Source organism: Cutibacterium avidum 44067, assembly GCF_000367205.1.
In the GTDB taxonomy this organism is placed as follows: Bacteria; Actinomycetota; Actinomycetes; order Propionibacteriales; family Propionibacteriaceae; genus Cutibacterium; species Cutibacterium avidum.
Genome location: NC_021064.1, coordinates 1,566,419 through 1,584,652, shown reverse-complemented (window position 1 = coordinate 1,584,652; position 18,234 = coordinate 1,566,419). Strand labels below are relative to the sequence as shown.

Here is an 18,234-nt window from a genome sequence, read left to right as displayed (position 1 = left end):
AATCAGATGATACGCGGGATAATCTTCGCTCTGCAACCCAAAATGACGTCAAATATTTTGTGAGACGGTGTGCACTCCGGATGATTCGTTGTGAACGGCTGTTCGAGCGACCGAATTTGTTCCTGGAAGCCCGCTCGCGGAGTACTGGGAGGACGCGAAGTGGAAGACCAGATATGCGCACAGCACCGCCACCAGGACGATGAAGACGGTGGCGATGACCCCGCGACGACGGCGATGGACGGCGTCCTGCGCCAATCGGGAGTGCGGGGTTGGCTGGTTGGTTGGTCGATGTGCAGGACGCGGTCGACCACGGTTGACGAGTGCGGCGGGCCGGCTTGGTTGGGGAGCGGGGCGCCGATCCATCGGTGACGATGGAGAATCCGGTGTCGAGACGGGAGTGCGCGGGGACACCGGTGTGGCGTTGCTGCGTGACCACGGCGGTACCGACGACGTCCCGGGGTGAATCGGCTCACCACGACGGCGGGTGGAACGATCAGTGGATCCCTGGAGAGCATGTGCCACGGGATCGGTGATGACGACACTGGGCCGGGATGCGCGTGCCTGCAGGGCAGCCAGAGCCGGGTCGTCACTTCGCCCCGTCGAGAGGGTGTGGCGAACACGACGCATCAGGTCGAGAAGGGCTCGTCCATCGGAAGGACGCTTGGCTGGGTCGCGCGATGTGCATGCCCGCACCAAGCCGTCGAGGTAGCCCGGAATGAGCCAGGCGATGTCTCGCTCAGCACGGGTGCCATTGGCCAGGTACTGGGAGGGGGCGGGCACGTCCTTGTTGACGTGCGCCCATGCCACCTGAATGGGGGAGTCCCCGGTATGGGGTTTGTGGCCGGTGAGCATCTCGAAGAGCACGATGCCGGCGGAGTAGATGTCCGAGCGTTCGTCGGAACTGCCTCGCGTCACCCTTTCGGGAGGAATGTAGGACACCGTCCCGATCAGCTGCCCGGAGGTCGCCGACATCGTCTGGTTGCCGACGGCACGTGCCAGACCGAAGTCAGCGACCTTGATCTGGCCGCGGTCGGAGATGAGGACGTTCTCGGGCTTGACGTCGCGATGCACCAGCCCGTCTTCATGGGCGCTGGCCAAGGCAGACACCACCGGCTCGAGGAGATCAAGGGCCCGCACTGGGGTGAGGGGCGCCTCCTGGGTGATGATGTGGCGCAAGGTGCACCCAGGCACGTATTCCATGACGATGAACGGGCGATCCCCATCCATCCCCTGGTCGAAGACCGACACCACATGAGGGTTGACGAGCCGGGCTGCCGCTTTGGCCTCGGAGTCGAATCGTTCCGCAAGTTCCGCATCGAGTCCCTCGTGCATGACCTTGACCGCGACAATGCGAGGAAGGCACAAATCCTGGGCTCGATAAACGGTTGCCATCCCGCCACGAGCGATTTTGGACACGATCTCGTAGCGACCCTCGAGGATGTGACCCACCAAGGGGTCAGTGCTCATGGTCATGCTCACGATTACGCCTCACGCACGGTCGGGGAAGAAGGGGGTGCGGCCCACCTCGAAGTGTATGCGCAGTCCCCATGAGGGGATCGGAGGATGACCCGGCGAGTCCTTAGGCTGAACTCATGACTGTTGCGGATGGGCTTCGTTCCTGCCGTTGGTCCGTCTGGCTCGTCGCTCTGCTGTCTGCCGTAGTCATGGGCTGTTCTGCCCCCTCCAGTCCAGCTTCGGTGAGTTCCACGCCAATCTCTTCGCGGGCGACCATCTCGGCGACCGCACGGTCCTCTGACGGTCTTCCCACCATCAGGGAGGACCAGCTCCCATCGGAGGCTCAGCACACCCTTAATCTCATCGATGCCGGCGGACTGTTCCCATTTCGACGTGACGGCATCGTCTATCACAACAACAGCGGGGCGTTGCCCCATCACGAGGATGGGTGGTATCACGAGTACACCGTCGTCACCCCGGGAGTCAGCGGTCGCGGCCCGCGTCGCGTCGTCTGTGGCTCTGACGCGGCATGCTTCTGGACCGCCGACCACTACTCAACGTTCCGGAGGATCGTCCGATGACAACCGAGAATGACGTCCAGGCAGGTTCGCTGGCCGGAGGCCCCGTTGGGCCCGGGATCATGCTCGTCGACCCGGCAAGTGCTTCTGATCTATCCGAGGTCGCACGAGTATGGCGTAACGCGGGATGGCGAATCTTCCACATGGCCGGAGGGGCGGACCTCGACGCGGTCCTGACGGGCTTCGGGAACACTCTGTCCTTTCCGAGTTGGTACGGCCACAACCTCGACGCGTTGCGTGACTGTCTGGCTGATGTCGAGGGCGACACCGCCGTGTTGTGGACGGGCTGGCAGCCCTTCCAGCGCGGCAATCCCCAGGACTGGGGACGGTTGGTCGACGTCATCGGGCAACGTCTCGACGAGGACGACCTCGACGGCTTTGCCTTCTTGCTGGGCTGAGACAGTTACCTCAGAAGCGACGCTCGACGCACTGGCGTGCCAGCTCGCGCAGAGCGGTCCTACCTGCCTCGGCCATCTCAGCGCCATCCAGTGCTGCCACAGCGCGTCGGTGGCACTCGTCGATGGTGGATTCGACGGCATCCTTGGCCCCGCTGCTCTCAATGATGTGGCGGGCGGTGGCGACATCGGAGTCGTCGAGGTCGGGGCGACCGAGGAATCTTTCCAATCGGGCGGCGTCCTTGGCGTCAGCCTGGTTGAGGGCATGGGCGACGAGTACCGTGCGCTTGCCTTCTCGCAGATCGTCCCCGGCCGGCTTGCCGGTGAGCACGGCGTCACCAAAAATGCCGAGCAGGTCATCGCGGTACTGGAAGGCCCGCCCGATGGGGGAGCCGAAATCGGCCATCGTCTGCTGGAGGCGATCTGAACCTCCCGCCAGGGCCACCCCGATCTGGCAAGGACGCACCACGGTGTAAGAGGCACACTTGTACTCCACGACCCGGCCGACGAGATCAAGGGCTGACTCGGAGTCCGCCCCTGCCATTCCTGACTGGGAGGTGACGTCGAGGACCTGGCCGCAGGTGACCTCGGTGCGCATGGCGTCCAGGAGAGGCGTGGCGGCAACGAGCTTGCTGGCCTCCAGGGATGCAGAGGTGAACATCTGGGCTGACCACATCAGCAGCAGGTCACCGAGCAGGATGGCGATGTCGAACCCGAATTGCTCGGAGGGGCCGTCACCCTTGGCTTCGGCATGAGCAGCCTCGAAGCGACGATGCACCGACGGGAGACCGCGCCGGGTGTCGGAGTGGTCCATGAGGTCGTCATGCACCAGGGCCGACACGTGCAGCAGCTCGAGGCTGGCGGCGGCCTGCAGCAGCCCGCTCGGTTCCGCGGGCTGTCCTGCGGCAGCCACATGGCCCCAGTAGCAGAAGGCGGGACGAAGCCTCTTGCCGCCACCGGTATAGTCGCGGGCAGCGTCAAGAACAGGGGACAGCTCGGCACCGATCGCGTCGACAACCCCCTTCTCGCCGTCGAGGAAGGTGGCGATTCTCGCACTCACAGACTCTCGGAAATCGGCGCTGACCGGAGCGGACGGGTCAAAGGGGAACATGAAGCCAGCATAGGGCGGTCTGACGGCTGCAGACGAGTCCGCAGGCTGGACAGGAGGCTCATCGGATGGACGCGCCGCCTAGCCTGACGCCATGCAGACCCAGAAGCCGACCATTGCCGACCTGCTGGCCGCGGGGGATCGCCCCCTGCACTCGTTTGAGTTCATGCCACCGCGCAGCGAGGACGATGTCTATCGGCTCTGGAGCGCCACCGACGCTCTCGTCCCGATGGCTCCTGACTTCATCTCGGTGACCTATGGGGCAAACGGGTCACGACGTGATCGCACTCTCCGCTGCACCCAGCACATGGTCTCGACGGGGTTGCGAACCGTCGGTCACCTCACCTGTGTCGTCCAGTCGGTGTCCGACCTCGAGCAGATGGTCGCTGACTATGCCGAGTCGGGGGTCAACCACATCCTTGCCGTCCGAGGAGACATGCCCGGTGGGGCAGGGCAGCCCTGGGTCGCCCATCCCGAGGGCCTGCCCAACGCCACCGAGCTCGTCCGGCTCGTCAAACGGGTTCACCCCGAGGCATGCGTCGGAGTCGGGGCCTTCCCGGACGGTCATCCGGAGTCCGCCGACATCGACCTCGACGCGCGCATCCTCGTCGACAAGGCCGAGGCGGGGGCATCCTTCGCCATCACCCAGCTGTTCTTCCTCCCCTCCCACTACCAGCGACTCGTGGATCGGGTGCGCGCAATGGGCTGTGACATCCCGATCATCCCGGGAATCATGCCGATCACCTCGTACGGCCAGATTCGTCGCTTCGCCGAATTGTCCGGCACCGACGTCCCGGCTGAGCTGGTGGCCAGGATCGAGGCCGTCAAGGAGGACAAGGCAGCCGTGCGGCGCATTGGTCTGGAGGCCGCCGTCGACATGTGCTGTGAGCTCCTCGACAGCGGCGCTCCCGGTCTGCACTACTACACGCTTAACAGGTCTCGTGCGACCACAGAGCTTCGGACCATGCTCGCCCGGCGTCGGCCGCAACTGGCTGATCTGCCTGCAGATTTCGAGGCGACTCCAGCTGCTTGAGCCCGACGACTGCCAGACGCTGGGTCGGACGGGTGAGGGCGACATAGAGCACCCGGACGCCGCTCGTGGGGTTCCCCGTCTCGGAGACGATGCGTTCCGGATCGACGACGACTGCGCCGTCATACTCGAGTCCCTTGGCCTGCATCGTCGTCACCGGGATGATGCGTGGATCCGTGGCGAGGTCGCCAGCCTGGTCGACCAGACTCGCCGGGCAGACCAGACCAATCGTCCCGTCAACCTCCTGAAGCATATCGTCGAGCTGGGAGCGCACTTCGGCCCACAGGGCATCGGTACGCACCACGGTTGGCTGCACCCCCACCGAGCGCACCGCCTGAGGAAGGTCGGCATCGGGCTGGACGGTGACGACGACCTCCGCGGCAAGGTCGAAGACCTCCGCCGGGGATCGGTAGTTCTTCGTCAGCGTGAAGGTTCGTGAGGGAGCATTGCCCACCAGTTCGTCGAGGGCAGACCGGGTCTGCTCCGGGTGGGGGAAGGCCGACTGGGCCGGATCCCCGACGATCGTCCAGGAGGCTTGCGGGCCACGTCGCCCAATCATTCGCCACTGCATCGGCGAGATGTCCTGGGCCTCGTCGACGAGGACGTGGGCGTAGGTGTCTCGCGGCTCGTCCTCATCGATCTGACGAGCATCATGGAGGCGGTCGCTCAGGGTGACGAGCTCCTCGGCGTCCCCGCCCTCGATGAAGACTGGGTCCTCCGCATCAGGCTCGGGCGGAACTGGACCCAGCAGAGCGGCCAGTTCATCCAGCAGGGCCATGTCTGCCACCGACCAGTCACGGCGTCCACGCCGGTCCACCTCGGTGGGGATGGAGTTGACGACGAGCTGACAGGTCTCGTCATCCCAGTCCGGAGCAACCGCCTTGACGACCGCCGGGTCAGCCAGCCGGGCTAGGACGTCCGTGGCCGACAGGGTCGGCCACCAGGCATTGAGGAACATTCGCCAGGACGCCTGGGAGGAGACCAGGTCGTCGAATTGCTCCTTGCTCAGGTCATGGGCGGAGCTGACGTCTTCAGGAAGGATGTTCCACAGCTGATCCTTGAGCGAGGCCTCAACAGCTTCGCGACCGTCGTTGTATCGGTTGCGTTTGAGGATGTGATGGCGGGTGGCGGCCAGGGCGTGAGAACCCAGGGTGAGCACCTCACCCTTGACTGTGACTCGAAGGCGCATCGAATCCGGTTCGGCCGACATCGGTAGATTGACCAGTCGGGTGAGCACATCGACCATGTCAAGGCTGCCCTTGATGTTGGCCGTGCGGGGCTCGTCGAGGCGATCGGAGGAGAACCTAAGGATGTCAGAGGGTACCTGGCCGACGGAGCGGAGGGTGACGGAGTCCTCGCCGAGACTGGGGAGCACCCGCTCGATGTAACTCATGAAGACCGAGGACGGTCCGATGACGAGCACCCCGCCGTTCTCCAGCCGGGCTCGATGGGAGTACAGCAGGAAGGCGGCACGATGCAGGGCGACGACCGTCTTGCCGGTTCCAGGCCCGCCCATGATCGTCGTCACGCCCTGGTAAGGGGCACGAATGGCCTCATCCTGTTCTGCCTGGATGGTCGAGACGATGGAGTGCATCTGGGTGTCGCGAGCCCGTGAGAGGGCGGCCATGAGGGCTCCCTCCCCGACGATCGGCAGGTCGGCCTGCGAGGTGGAGTCCAGCAGGTCGTCTTCGATGCCAAGGACCTTGTCGTCCCGGCAGCGCAGCACACGACGACGGATCACACCCATCGGATCGGACGGGGTGGCGCGATAAAAGGGCTCGGCGGCGCGGGCGCGCCAGTCGATGACGAGGGGCTCGTAATCAGCGTCACGCACGCCGATGCGCCCAATGTGACGCACCTCGTCATCGTCAGCGAGGTCAAGTCGACCGAAGACCAAACCCTCGTGTTCGGCATCGAGGATTGCCAACCTCTTGGCCGCGTTGTAGGAGAAGGCATCGCGTTCGAACATCGCCGTACCGTCCTCTTCGCGGACCCAACTGGTGCGATCGGAGCGGTACATGTCCTGGCCAGCCGTGGCCAGCATGCGAGCCTTGTTCTCGTCGATCTCCAGTTGAGCGCGGACCCGGTCGACATGGGCCTGTTCCTTGGCGATCTCAGCTTTCACAACGCGAGGATCAGTGGTCGAAGTGCCGTGTTCGGTCAAAGTCGTCCTTCACGAGAGTCTGCCTCGGACTCGGTGTCGCGGGGCTAACGGGCAAGTTTACGCGCGGAGGCCCCATTGGTGGAACCATGCCCTCGCCGCGGACGACCCGCCGCACCGATGACCTTGTTGGTGGGGCGAATGTCCTCTCCGGTGAGACGTTCGTGGGTGAGATAGGCCGCCAGAGCCCCGGTCAACAGTTGCGCCCAGGGTTCCGGGCCGCCATGGGAGGCGGCAGAGGCGGGCAGGGTTGGAACTGATCCGTGCAGACTCCATGCCATGGGGGGACGATCCCGCCACGCCGACCACACGGTGCCCATGCCAGGGTCGGCGACCGGGTGGGTGTGGTCGTGGCGGATCCGGTGCGTTTGGGTGCCGTCCCACCAGGTCCATGTCTCGACGAGTCCCTCGGGCCGCCACTCCATCCTGTGATCCATGTTGTCGTGAGCGGGCTGCTCGTCATTGGTGGTGACGGTGACGGTGGGGGATGACCAGGGACGAGGCGCGCGACGCCACCAGGAACGGCGAGGGGGTGGGGGGATGGTGTCGATGATGGCGTCCGGGGTCGGTGTCGGGGCCGGATCGATCTTCACTCCGCGTCTGATCAGCCTCTGGTCGAGGAGGTCCAACAAGGGCTGAAGGTCGGTGGGACCCTGGGGGCCGACGAGATTCCAGCATCCGAAGACGCGCATGACGGCGAGCTGGGTCTCATCTGCGGACAGTTCGGCAAGAGGCGAGCACAGATCGACATGGATGGGCTCCGGGAGAGGGGTGGGTCTTGAGGTCACTGCGTCCTCGACTCCGTTGCGACGGCGAGCTTGCCAGACGTCATCGGCGTGGTCGAGGACCTCACGCCATTTGTTCGCCGTGCACTCGCCGTAACGGTCCCGGACGGTGTGGATCTGCGCTCCCCGTTCCGTCGGCATCGTCACCGTCTCATCTCCTGCCAGGACGTGGCGATCAGGTTCCTCGACCAGATCGATGTCGATCCCAGCCAGTTCTGCCTCCATCGCGCGTCCAGATTTTGCGAAGAGGTCCCGCCACGCGGAGGGCAACTCCAGGGTGGCGCCAATCTCGGGCGCCAATGGACGTTCGGCGTTAGCTCGCCACCGCGGTGAGGAGGTGACGACGGTGACGTCGTGTCCGACCCGGGCCAATCTCAAGGCGGCGGCCAGAGCCACGAGTCCGTCCCCGGGGATGTGAACCGTTCCCATGTGCCTGTGCCTCCTGTGGTTGTGGGGTCGAAATACCGGCCGCAGGTATCGTGCCAGAGGTGAACACGGATCTTCCTGTCGTCGCTGTCCATGGAATCACCAGTTCGCCAACCACCTGGGGCGGGTTAGTGCTGGCATTCAACGTCGAGAGAGTTCCCGTCCATCAGTTGTCCCTGCTGGGCCACGGACCCATCGACACTCGTCGGGGAGTGGGAACTGACTATCCTCTCGAGGCCTTCGCGACCGACATCATCGAGCAGATGGACGCCCGCAAGATCGAAAGGTGTGCCCTGGTTGGCCACTCCCTGGGGGCTCTGGTGGCGTCAATGGTTGCCCAACGTCAGCCTGAACGATTCGATCGCGTGCTGCTGGAGGACATGCCGGTGCTGCGACGGGTTCGACAGGATCCTCCGCCCATGAGGAGATACGCAGACGCTCTGATCATGGAGGTGGCGGCTCTGGCTGGACGCAAGAAGTTCGATCCCAAGATGGTGTGGAAGGTCAGCCTCGAATTACTCAAACCCAATCCGCAGTGGTGGAACGGATGTGCCCGAATGGCGATGCCGGTTCTCATCATCGGGGGAGGGAAGTCGTCATACCTGCGTCAGGACAGGCTGCGGGACGTGGCGAAGGCTCTACCGGATGCCAGATTGACTACCATTGAGGGAGGCCACCGCACCCACATCACCAAGGCGGACGAGTTCTGCGACGTCGCAGTTCCCTTCCTCACCAACGGTCGACACATCAATCGAAGGCACAACGGAGTTCAGGACATGTGAGCCTTGAGCGAACTACACGCAACCCTCTTGTTGAGTCGGGGTGACTCATGGTTAAACTTGAGTCATCACGACTCAGACTGAGTCGATGCAGGAAACTGCTGAATCCACAGGAGTGTTGACATGGCTCGTACCTTTGACCCGTTCCGTGAGATGGATCGTCTGCTCTCCGACGTCACCAGGACGCCGGCGGCCGTGGCGGTTCCCATGGATCTTTACCGAGACGGCGACAACTACATGGTGGCTGTGGACCTTCCGGGAGTGGACCCGGCGTCCATTGACATCGACGTCGACGATCGCACCTTGACCATCCGCGCCGAGCGCGCCGCCAAGGTGTCCCAGGAGGTGCAGTGGATCTCCCGAGAGCGCGCCATGGGCACCTTCGCCCGCCAGCTCACCCTTGGGCATGGATTGGCCACTGATCAGATCACGGCCGAGTACACCGATGGTGTGCTGACCTTGACGATCCCGGTCGCCGAAGCTGCCAAGCCGCGCAAGGTGGAGGTCAAGCATGGATCGACCACCATCGACGCCGCGGTCGACCAGGCTCAGGTCGGCTCGGGTGATCATCAGGAGCAGTGAGTCCTCGAGGACTGACACGGCGGCCGGTTCCCGCGTTGGGGGCCGGCCGTCGTGTGTTGTCGCGCAGGTGTGGTCAGATGATGACGGAGACCAGCAGTACGAGCAGCAGGCCACAGACCGACAGCACCGTCTCCATGAGGGACCAGCTCTTGATGTTCTCGCCCACGGAGATGCCGAAGTACTCCTTGATGAGCCAGAAGCCGGCGTCATTGACGTGGGAGAAGAAGACCGAACCACAGCCGATGGCGAGCACCAGCAGGGCGGCATGGGTGGACGGCATGGTGGCGGCCACCGGCTCGAGGATGCCCGCGGCGGTGACGGTTGCGACGGTTGCCGACCCGGTCGCCAACCGAATGACGACAGCCACCAACCAGGCCATCAGCAGCGGCGAGACGGAGGATCCGGTGATGCCATTGGCCAGTAGCTTGGCAATGCCGGTGTCGACGAGGATCTGCTTGAAACCGCCGCCGGCGGCGACGATGAGGAGGATGCCGGCGATCGGAGGAAGGGAGGCTCCGATGCTGACGCTGATGGCCTCCTTGTCCATCCCGGATGCCTTGCCCAAGGTGAAGATCGCCAGCAGGGTGGTCAGCAGCAGGGCGAACATCGGTTGGCCCAGGAAGTCCAGGATGTTGCGGACGACGGTGCTCTTGTCGGCAAGGATGTCCGCGAGGGCCTTGCCCATCATGAGGATCACGGGCAACAAGACGGTCATGAGGGTGACCGAGAATTTCGGGTGACCGGGGGCAATACCGGAGCGTCCGTTCTCATCGGAATTGAGGAAGAGGTCAGGGGCATCGACGGGCACCCAGCGGGCAGCCAGCCGAGAGAAGAGCGGACCGGCGACGACGACCGTCGGGATGGCGATGAGGACGCCCAGACCCAGGGTCACGCCGAGGTCGGCCTTCAACAGCCCGATGGCAGCCAGCGGGCCAGGATGCGGCGGAACGAGGGCGTGCATCGTCGACAAGCCTGCTAGGGCCGGGATGGCGACCTTCATGAGGGGCAACTTGGACCGGCGGGTCACCAGCAGGATGACGGGGACCAGCAGTACGAGGCCGATCTCGAAGAACATCGGCAGGCCGATGACGGCACCAATGAGGGCCATGGCCCACGGCAGGGTGGCGGCGGAGGCCTTAGACACCAAGGTGTCGACGATCTCGTCAGCGCCACCGGAGTCGGCGAGTAATTTACCGATGATCGCCCCTAGGGCGATGAGAACGCCGACCGACGCGACCGTCGATCCCACTCCCGTGGAGTAGGACTCCAGCATTTCCGTGAGGGAGAGCTGGGCGATGGCTCCGACAGTCAGCGCACCGATCGTCAGGGAGAGGAAGGGGTGGAGCTCGAACTTGGTGATGAGAGTGATGATGAGGGCGAATCCGATGATGGCTGCCGCGATCAACTGGCCGGCGCCGGCCGTTGTCTCGAGGATGACGGGCATTGACTCCTCCTTGAGTCCGGGGTGTGGTGTCAGTCGAGGTTGGCCAACCAGGTGGCTGCCTCGTCGGTGAGTTCCTCTCGGGTAGCGTTGAAGTTGAGGGTGATGCCGACCTCATCAGCGGCAAGGGGCTCGAGGGTGGCGTACTGGGAATCAACGAGGCTGGCTGGCATGAAGTGGCCGGCGCGAGCCTTGACTCGCTCGGTGACGACCTCGCGATCGCCGGCCAGATGGACGAAGACGAGGTCCGGGCAGGCACGCCTGAGCTGATCGCGGTAGATGCGCTTGAGGGCCGAGCACGCCACGACGGCCCCGCCATCAGTGCGCTCACCGAGCCAGGTTGCGATGTTCGCCAACCAGGGATGCCGGTCGTCGTCGCTGAGGGAGTGTCCAGAAGCCATCTTGTCGATGTTGGCCTGAGGATGGAGGTCGTCGCCGTCCATGAAGTCCACGTCGAGGCGTTGGGCGAGCATGGCGCCGATGTCCGTCTTGCCAGCTCCAGCCACACCCATGACAACGGTTGGTGGCACGCGGTGGCGCGATTGGATGACACTCATGAAGGTCCTCCCCAGATGTCTCAGTCGTCATTGACCTGACCGAGTGTACGCGTTGAGATCAGATCTGTACAGGGAATTAGGGTTTGAAATCACATCCCGAAAAGAGGGTCATGACGTCGTTGTGTGCCAGGTGTGGGCGGGTTGGTATCGCTAGGGTTATGGTCATGTCAGATTCCTCTATGGCCATCACGGTCTCGAACGTCATCGGGGCTCGGATCGTCAGTGGCGACGTCGCTCCTGGAACAGCGATGAGGCTCGAGGAACTTGACGCAGAATTCGGAGTTTCCAGGTCTGTCACCCGAGAAGCGGTCAAGCTTCTCGAGGCTCTTCACATGGTGCGTGCCCGGCGACGGGTTGGCATTGTCGTCACGGATGAATCAGAGTGGGACGTCAGTTCCCCCGCCGTCATTGAGTGGTTCCTGGCTGGTCCCAGAAGGGACGAGGAGATCACCTGGATCAGTGAGCTGAGGTCGGCCGTCGAGCCGCTGGCTGCCGAGTTGGCCGCCAAGCGCGCCACCCGAGACGAAGCGGCGACGATGTCTCTGGCCGTCACTGGGATGATCGCGGCCGCCGCTGATGGTGATCTTGACGAGTATCTGCACTGCGACATAGGTTTTCACACCGCTCTACTTCAGGCTTCTCACAATCCGCTCGTCGCCTCTCACGTCAATATTGTCGCCGCCGTCCTGAAAGGACGTACTCACCTCATGCCCTTCGAGCCTAGACAAGAGGCGATTGGATTCCATCGCAACATTGCGGATGCGGTTGCTGCCCATGATCCAGAGGCTGCTGCGGACGCCATGAGGGAGATCGTCGCGGAGGCTCACCAGGCAATGAGTTCGCAGTGATCGCTGCCTCGAAAAACCTCAAAGGATCTCAGGAAAGGCACAGCTCGAAGAAATCCCGCGTCGGCGGGGTGTAAACATCCTATGAGGGGATGAAACCGTTGTTACGCGGCACTGTCGATACCAATTGGTGAGCTTTCCCAAGGGGAATCGGGCCGTGTTGGGAGACATGCGTTATCGTTCCTTTCATGCCTCAGGAATTCCTCGCTTCATCGGTCGCGAGCCGCTTGGGCGCTCGCATCGTCGACGGTGATCTTCAAGCTGGTGACGTGCTGCGGTTGGAGGACATCGAGCAGGAGTCAGGAGCATCTCGTTCCGTCTGCCGCGAAGCAGTCAAGATTCTCGAGTCCTTGAACCTGGTGCGCTCCCGGCGCCACGTTGGTGTGACAGTGCTGCCACCCCATCAGTGGGACGTGCTGTCTCCCAAAGTGGTGCACTGGCACATGTCTGGCAACAAACGTGAGCAGGAGATGACCTGGACGAACGAGCTGCGTATTGCGCTGGAACCCACTGCGGCTCGACTCGCGGCCGAACGTGCTGACGGGGCCGACCTCAAGTTGTTGCAGGACGCCGTGTCCGGCATGACAGAGGCCATTCGTAATGGTGATTCCAAGGGCCTCGCCCATCACGACCATGCTTTCCACCGTGGCCTTCTCGCGGCGACTCGCAATCCGTTGTATGTCGCTCACGTCCCGATGATGCTCAGCTACCTTGCTGAGCAGTACGAGGACCGAGAGCTGACCGAGGAGGATCGCGCCAACCTGGTCCAGCATCGTGACATTCTTGATGCCATCACGATGAGCGATCTCGACGCTGCCGAGCGTGCCACCCGCGCCCTCGCCCTGGGGAGTGACAGGGTCATCTCGCAGGCAGCTTTCTGACCCATCCCGAGCCGCGAGGCTGCTCCCCACCCTGACGAACAACTGGCCGGGGCCCGATCCACACGGATCGGGCCCCGGCCAGTTCTGACTCTGATCAGTCTTCCAACGAATCAGTCCTCAAATGCCTCGGGAGGCGGACAGGTGCACACCAGGTGACGGTCTCCGTAGGTGTTGTCGACTCGGCCCACCGGAGGCCAGTACTTGGCCTGGATCCGGGTGAAGGCGCTGACGTCCAGCCCGCGTTCCTGATCGCGCTGCACGCCCAGACGCATGCCGGGATAGCAGCCCAACTCGCGAGAGTAAGGATGGTTCCACTCGACGGCCACTAGGCGGGCGGCCGGATGCGGAGCATTGACGAGCGGGTTGTCGTCGGCAGGCCAGTGACCTGATTGCACCATTCGAGCCTCCTCGACAATCGCTAGCATCGCGTCGCAGAAGCGGTCCAGCTCGGCGAGGTCCTCCGACTCGGTCGGCTCGACCATGAGGGTTCCGGCAACTGGGAAGCTCATCGTCGGGGCGTGGAAGCCATAGTCGATGAGCCTCTTGGCGACGTCGTCAACGGTGATACCCGTCTCGGCCGTCAGCGGGCGCAGATCGAGGATGCACTCATGAGCCACGTAACCGTTCTGACCGGTGTAGAGGACCGGGATCTTGTCCTGAATACGGTGCGCAATGTAATTGGCGTTGAGGACAGCCACCTCCGTTGCGAACTGCAGGCCCTCAAGACCCATGAGTCGCAGGTACGCCCACGAAATGGGCAGCACGGACACCGATCCGTAAGGGGCTGCGGACACCGCGTGACCGTCGTGGGTGACCGTCCCGCCACCATTGAGCGGATGCTCGTTGCGCGGATTGAGCGGGTGCCCAGGCAGGAAGGGGGCCAAGTGCGACTTGGCAGCCACGGGGCCGACACCAGGACCGCCACCACCATGGGGGATGGCGAAGGTCTTGTGCAGGTTGAGGTGGCTGACGTCGCCGCCGATGTGGCCGAACTGTCCCCATCCGACCAAGGCGTTGAAGTTCGCCCCGTCGATGTAGACCTGCCCGCCAGCCTCATGGACCATGTCACAGACCTGACGCACGCCGTCCTCGTAGACGCCGTGGGTCGAGGGGTAGGTGATCATGATCGCTGCGATGCGACCCTCATTCTCGGCGATCTTGGCAGCCAAGTCGTCTCGGTCGATGGTGCCATCGTCATTGGACTTGACCACGACGACTTTGAGGCCGGCCAAGGCCGCCGACGCCGCATTGGTGCCGTGGGCCGAGGCCGGAACGAGGCACACGGTGCGCTCGGTGTCCCCACGAGACAGGTGGTAGCCGCGGATGGCTGCCAAGCCGGTGTACTCCCCTTGGGAACCCGCATTGGGCTGCAGGGAGACGGTGTCGTAGCCGGTGAGCTCGGCGAGCCAGATCTCGAGGTCCCTGATGAGCCTCAGGCTTCCGGCCTGATCCTCCACCGGGGCGAAGGGGTGCATCTGGCCGAATTCCTGCCAGGTCATGGCCTCCATCTCGGCTGCCGCGTTGAGCTTCATGGTGCACGAGCCGAGCGGAATCATGCCGCGGTCCAAGCCGTAGTCACGGTCCGCCAACCTCTTGAGATAACGCATCATGGCAGTCTCGGTGTGGTAGCTCGAGAACACCGGGTGCGTCATGAAATCGGTCGTGCGGCGCAGATCCTCCGGCCAAACTTCGTCAGTCGGAGACGTGAGGCTCTCGCTGTCGCCGCCCAGTAGCTGGGCGAGTTCGCGCAGTTCGTCAGGGGTCACCGTCTCGTCCACGGCGATCTGGAGGGTGTCCCCGTCGACGAGATCCAGGGTGTACCCGCCTTCGCGGGCCCTGTGCCACAGCTCCTTGGCGCCGCCCGTGGCGGTGATGCGGATGGTGTCGAAGAACAGATCATCGGAGACGTCGAGGCCACCGGCGCGCAGGGCGGAGGCGAGCTGGTGAGCGCGATCGCGTACCTGCATGGCGATCCGGGTGAGCCCCTTCGGCCCGTGCCAAATGGCGAAGGCGGCAGCGGTGACGGCAAGGAGCACCTGAGCGGTACAGATATTGCTGGTGGCCTTGTCGCGACGGATGTGCTGCTCGCGAGTCTGGAGGGCCAGACGGTAGGCAGGATTGCCGTCGGCGTCTGTGGAAACACCCACCAAACGTCCGGGGATCTGACGCTCCAGACCGGCGCGCACCGACATGTATGCCGCATGCGGTCCGCCATTGCCCATCGGAACGCCGAAGCGCTGTGAAGAGCCGATGGCGACGTCTGCGCCGAGTTCTCCGGGCGGGGTCATGAGGGTCAGAGCGAGCACGTCGCACTCGGCGATGGCGATACCGCCAGCCTGATGGACGGCCTCGAAAACCTCGGAGGGGTTCCACAGCGCACCAGTGCTGTCCGGGTAGGGGGCCAGCACGCCAAAACAGCCAGCCTCGACCTCGGGTCGCCAGGACTCCGGGTTGCGCAAGTCCGTCTCGACGACCTCAATGCCAGCCGCCTCAGCATGCCCGAGGACGACGTCTCGAACCTGGTCGAAGACGTGGGTGTGGACGAGGAAACGGTTGGACTTCACCTTGCGGGACGCGCGGCGGGCCAACAGCATTCCCTCGGAGGCCGCAGTGGCCTCGTCGAGCAAAGAGGAGTTCGCCAGAGCCAGACCGGTGAGATCTGTGATGAGCTGCTGGTAGATCGTCAGGACCTCGAGACGGCCCTGGGAGATTTCCGGCTGGTACGGGGTGTAGGCGGTGTACCAGGAGGGGTTCTCCAGGATGTTTCGACGGATGACCGGCGGGGTCAGGGTTCCGTAGTAGCCACGTCCGATGAGGACGCGGGTGACACGGTTACCCTTTGCGATGTCAACGAGCTCGGCCCGGGCGGTTGCCTCATCGGCGGAGGGCGGCAGGCTCGGGGTGTGGACGGAGGAGCCATTCCTGTCGGAGTTGAGGACGGAAGCCGGGATGGCGTCGCGAACGATCTGTTCGCAGCTGGTCACACCGACCGTCTCGGCGATGTGACGCAGGTCCTCGACAACGGATCCGACGTGGCGGCTCGAGAAGGGGCGCGGCCCCTCGAGGCCGCGCCGATCCCCAGCGTGGTCTGTCATCGTCATCACTTGGTGGTGAGCTTGAGGTAGGCGTCGCGGTCCATGAGGTCATCGGCGAGCTGTCCGCCGGAGACCTTGAACAGCCATCCTTGGCCGAAGGGGTCAGAGTTGACGAGTTCGGGCGACTCGGAGATGGCCTCGTTGACCTCGGAGACGGTACCGGACACCGGGCTGAAGAGGTCTGATACCGATTTGGTGGACTCGACCTCGCCGATGGCCGATCCGGCCTGGACCTCGTTGCCGGCCTCGGGAATGTCGACGAAGACGACGTCGCCCAAGGCCTCGGCGGCGTAGTCGGTGATGCCGACGGTTACGGTGTCGCCGTCAACGGCGACCCACTCGTGCTCGGCGGAGTACTTGAGATCGGACAGTTCCATGTCTGCTCCTAAGGGGTTGTCTGGGGGCGGGTTGGTGGACGGTGTCAGGAACGCTTGTAGAAGGGCAGCTCGACGACGGTGACGTCGAGGGCCTTGCCTCGCACGTCGACGCTGAGCGAAGTGCCAACCGCGGCGGCACCGGGATCTACGAAAGCCATTGCGATCGGGTGGCCCAGGGTGGGGGAGAGGATGCCGGAGGTGATGGACCCGACCTCCTTGCCCTCATTCATGACGGCGTAGCCAGCGCGCGCCGCGCGCCGTCCCTCGCCAGCCAGACCGACGAGAACACGGTCATCAGTCGTCTCGCGGTTCTCGAGGGCAGAGCGACCGACGAAGTCACCCTCCTTCTTGAAGTTGACGACTCGCCCAAGGCCGACCTGGGAGGGATGGATGTCGGTTCCCAGCTCATGCCCGTAGAGGGGCATGCCGGCTTCCAGACGCAGGGTGTCGCGACAGGCGAGCCCACACGGGGTGAGGTCATCGCCGCCGGCCTCCATGAGAAGATTCCAGAGGTGTTCGGCGGCCTCGGCCGGTACGTAGAGCTCGTAACCGTCCTCACCGGTGTATCCAGTACGGGCGACGAGCGTGGGGGAGCCGTCAAGCTGTCCGGTCAGGCAGCGATAGTACTTGACGTCGCGGACCTCGTCGGAATCGAGGGTGGTGTCGGCCTTCGCCAGGGCCGCCAGCACGATCTCGACGGCCTTGGGTCCCTGCACTGCGACGAGGGCCGTCTGAGCTGACTCGTCGGAGACGGTGACGTCGAAGCTGGCACACCTCTTGGAGAACTCGGTCAGATCGGTTTCGGTGTTGGCAGCGTTGGCAACGACGAGATAATCACCGTCAGGCAGGTGGTAGGTCACGAGGTCATCGACGACGCCCCCGTCCTCGGTGAGCATGAGGGAGTACTTCGCGCGGCCCTCCGCGACGGCTGAGAGTTTGCCTGCCAGGGCGTAGTCGAGAGCTGCCCCGGCATCGGGCCCGGAGACTCTGATCTCGCCCATGTGAGACAGGTCGAAGATGCCGGCATTCTTGCGGACGGCGTGGTGTTCAGCCAGGTCTGAGGAGTACCGCACGGGCATGTCCCAGCCCGCGAAATCGGTGAAGGATGCTCCGAGACTCTCGTATACGGCCGCCAGTGGTGTACGTCGAAGCGTGGTCATGCTTGGAAGTATGGCATGACGCGGGACCGCGTGCTTGCCCGCAGCCAGAACTGAGGAAGTAGACTTGGTGACGTACGACGGAGTTCACCCCGCAAGCTCCGTGGCCGGTCAGGTAGGAGTTCGAGATGCCCTTGTCAGCAGAGGAGCAGCGGCGCCTTGCCGAGCTCGAGGAATATCTGTCCACCGACGACCCTGACTTTGCCCGATCGTTCTCGCGGAAGGCCTCGGCGACCCGTCGTCCCCATCCCGCCGGGGATGCCCTGGAGCAGCGGCGGAGACGGCATCGTCAAGCCCGTCGCCGTCAGATCCTCCTTGGCTCAGGCATGATGGTGCTGGGTCTGGCAGGGGTCGTCGGCGGGGTCGTGATGAGCAGTGGCCTCCTCGCCGTCGTCGGTTTCGTGATCATGGCCGTTGCGGTCGGAGTGCTGCTGTCCACGGGCCAAGGCACGATGCCGGGCAGCAATGGAATTCGGCCGCGTGGTGGGGGCCGTGAGAGCAATCCTGACTCCTTCACCGCTCGGATGGAGGAGAGGTGGCGTCGACGTCAGTCGCGATGAGACACGGTCGTCAGTCGTGGTG

At 64.0% G+C, this 18,234-nt stretch carries 17 protein-coding genes; 8 read left to right on the top strand and 9 right to left on the bottom strand.

Annotated elements, in window-relative coordinates:
* Positions 1 to 48: 48 nt before the first annotated feature.
* On the bottom strand, positions 49 to 1,473 hold the full coding sequence (locus tag PALO_RS07215; RefSeq protein ID WP_015583020.1) for a protein kinase domain-containing protein: 1,425 nt from the start codon (positions 1,471 to 1,473) through the stop codon (positions 49 to 51).
* A gap of 119 nt (positions 1,474 to 1,592) precedes the next feature.
* Between PALO_RS07215 and PALO_RS07210 the strand changes: the two genes are divergently transcribed.
* Together PALO_RS07210 and PALO_RS07205 are read left to right on the top strand one after the other, a co-directional pair.
* The gene (locus PALO_RS07210; RefSeq protein ID WP_015583019.1) at positions 1,593 to 2,036 is read left to right on the top strand and encodes a guanyl-specific ribonuclease; all 444 of its coding nucleotides are present in this window, start codon (positions 1,593 to 1,595) and stop codon (positions 2,034 to 2,036) included.
* Positions 2,033 to 2,431 carry a barstar family protein gene (locus PALO_RS07205; protein WP_015583018.1) on the top strand — a complete coding sequence of 133 codons (399 nt, stop codon included), beginning with the start codon at positions 2,033 to 2,035 and terminating at the stop codon, positions 2,429 to 2,431. The genes PALO_RS07210 and PALO_RS07205 overlap by 4 nt, the downstream gene beginning before the upstream one ends.
* A 10-nt stretch (positions 2,432 to 2,441) precedes the next feature.
* On the opposite strand, the gene PALO_RS07200 is transcribed toward PALO_RS07205, so the two are convergent.
* The gene (locus tag PALO_RS07200; RefSeq protein WP_015583017.1) at positions 2,442 to 3,539 is read right to left on the bottom strand and encodes a polyprenyl synthetase family protein; all 1,098 of its coding nucleotides are present in this window, start codon (positions 3,537 to 3,539) and stop codon (positions 2,442 to 2,444) included.
* 91 nt (positions 3,540 to 3,630) lie between these two features.
* On the opposite strand from PALO_RS07200, the gene metF reads away from it, so the two are divergent.
* On the top strand, positions 3,631 to 4,569 hold the full coding sequence (gene metF, locus PALO_RS07195) for a methylenetetrahydrofolate reductase [NAD(P)H] (RefSeq protein ID WP_015583016.1): 939 nt from the start codon (positions 3,631 to 3,633) through the stop codon (positions 4,567 to 4,569).
* Here metF and PALO_RS07190 read toward each other — a convergent pair.
* On the bottom strand, positions 4,466 to 6,691 hold the full coding sequence (locus PALO_RS07190) for a HelD family protein (protein WP_187290315.1): 2,226 nt from the start codon (positions 6,689 to 6,691) through the stop codon (positions 4,466 to 4,468). The genes metF and PALO_RS07190 overlap by 104 nt on opposite strands.
* 83 nt (positions 6,692 to 6,774) lie before the next feature.
* The gene (locus PALO_RS07185; protein ID WP_015583014.1) at positions 6,775 to 7,941 is read right to left on the bottom strand and encodes a hypothetical protein; all 1,167 of its coding nucleotides are present in this window, start codon (positions 7,939 to 7,941) and stop codon (positions 6,775 to 6,777) included.
* Positions 7,942 to 7,991: 50 nt separating this feature from the next.
* Here PALO_RS07185 and PALO_RS07180 point away from each other — a divergent pair, with 50 nt between their 5' ends.
* Together PALO_RS07180 and PALO_RS07175 are read left to right on the top strand one after the other, a co-directional pair.
* Positions 7,992 to 8,720: an alpha/beta fold hydrolase gene (locus PALO_RS07180; protein WP_041710077.1), complete on the top strand. Its 729-nt coding sequence runs from the start codon at positions 7,992 to 7,994 to the stop codon at positions 8,718 to 8,720.
* 120 nt (positions 8,721 to 8,840) lie between these two features.
* On the top strand, positions 8,841 to 9,299 hold the full coding sequence (locus PALO_RS07175; protein ID WP_015583012.1) for an Hsp20/alpha crystallin family protein: 459 nt from the start codon (positions 8,841 to 8,843) through the stop codon (positions 9,297 to 9,299).
* A 73-nt stretch (positions 9,300 to 9,372) separates the two neighbouring features.
* Here PALO_RS07175 and PALO_RS07170 read toward each other — a convergent pair whose 3' ends face one another.
* The gene (locus tag PALO_RS07170; protein WP_015583011.1) at positions 9,373 to 10,743 is read right to left on the bottom strand and encodes a GntT/GntP/DsdX family permease; all 1,371 of its coding nucleotides are present in this window, start codon (positions 10,741 to 10,743) and stop codon (positions 9,373 to 9,375) included.
* 29 nt (positions 10,744 to 10,772) lie between these two features.
* Complete coding sequence (locus PALO_RS07165; RefSeq protein ID WP_015583010.1) at positions 10,773 to 11,297, bottom strand: gluconokinase; 525 nt, start codon at positions 11,295 to 11,297, stop codon at positions 10,773 to 10,775.
* A 158-nt stretch (positions 11,298 to 11,455) separates the two neighbouring features.
* On the opposite strand from PALO_RS07165, the gene PALO_RS07160 reads away from it, so the two are divergent.
* On the top strand, positions 11,456 to 12,145 hold the full coding sequence (locus PALO_RS07160; RefSeq protein ID WP_041710076.1) for a FadR/GntR family transcriptional regulator: 690 nt from the start codon (positions 11,456 to 11,458) through the stop codon (positions 12,143 to 12,145).
* 185 nt (positions 12,146 to 12,330) lie between these two features.
* Complete coding sequence (locus PALO_RS07155) at positions 12,331 to 13,023, top strand: FadR/GntR family transcriptional regulator (protein WP_015583008.1); 693 nt, start codon at positions 12,331 to 12,333, stop codon at positions 13,021 to 13,023.
* 110 nt (positions 13,024 to 13,133) lie between these two features.
* On the opposite strand, the gene gcvP is transcribed toward PALO_RS07155, so the two are convergent.
* The 3 genes from gcvP to gcvT are packed head-to-tail and all read right to left on the bottom strand — an operon-like array spanning position 13,134 to position 17,655.
* Positions 13,134 to 16,124 carry an aminomethyl-transferring glycine dehydrogenase gene (gene gcvP, locus PALO_RS07150; protein ID WP_041710074.1) on the bottom strand — a complete coding sequence of 997 codons (2,991 nt, stop codon included), beginning with the start codon at positions 16,122 to 16,124 and terminating at the stop codon, positions 13,134 to 13,136.
* Positions 16,124 to 16,495, bottom strand: a complete 372-nt coding sequence (gcvH, locus tag PALO_RS07145) for a glycine cleavage system protein GcvH (RefSeq protein WP_004811817.1) — start codon at positions 16,493 to 16,495, stop codon at positions 16,124 to 16,126. The genes gcvP and gcvH overlap by 1 nt, the downstream gene beginning before the upstream one ends.
* A 44-nt stretch (positions 16,496 to 16,539) precedes the next feature.
* Positions 16,540 to 17,655: a glycine cleavage system aminomethyltransferase GcvT gene (gcvT, locus tag PALO_RS07140; protein WP_015583006.1), complete on the bottom strand. Its 1,116-nt coding sequence runs from the start codon at positions 17,653 to 17,655 to the stop codon at positions 16,540 to 16,542.
* A gap of 125 nt (positions 17,656 to 17,780) precedes the next feature.
* On the opposite strand from gcvT, the gene PALO_RS07135 reads away from it, so the two are divergent.
* On the top strand, positions 17,781 to 18,212 hold the full coding sequence (locus tag PALO_RS07135; protein WP_015583005.1) for a DUF3040 domain-containing protein: 432 nt from the start codon (positions 17,781 to 17,783) through the stop codon (positions 18,210 to 18,212).
* Positions 18,213 to 18,234 lie beyond the last annotated feature (22 nt).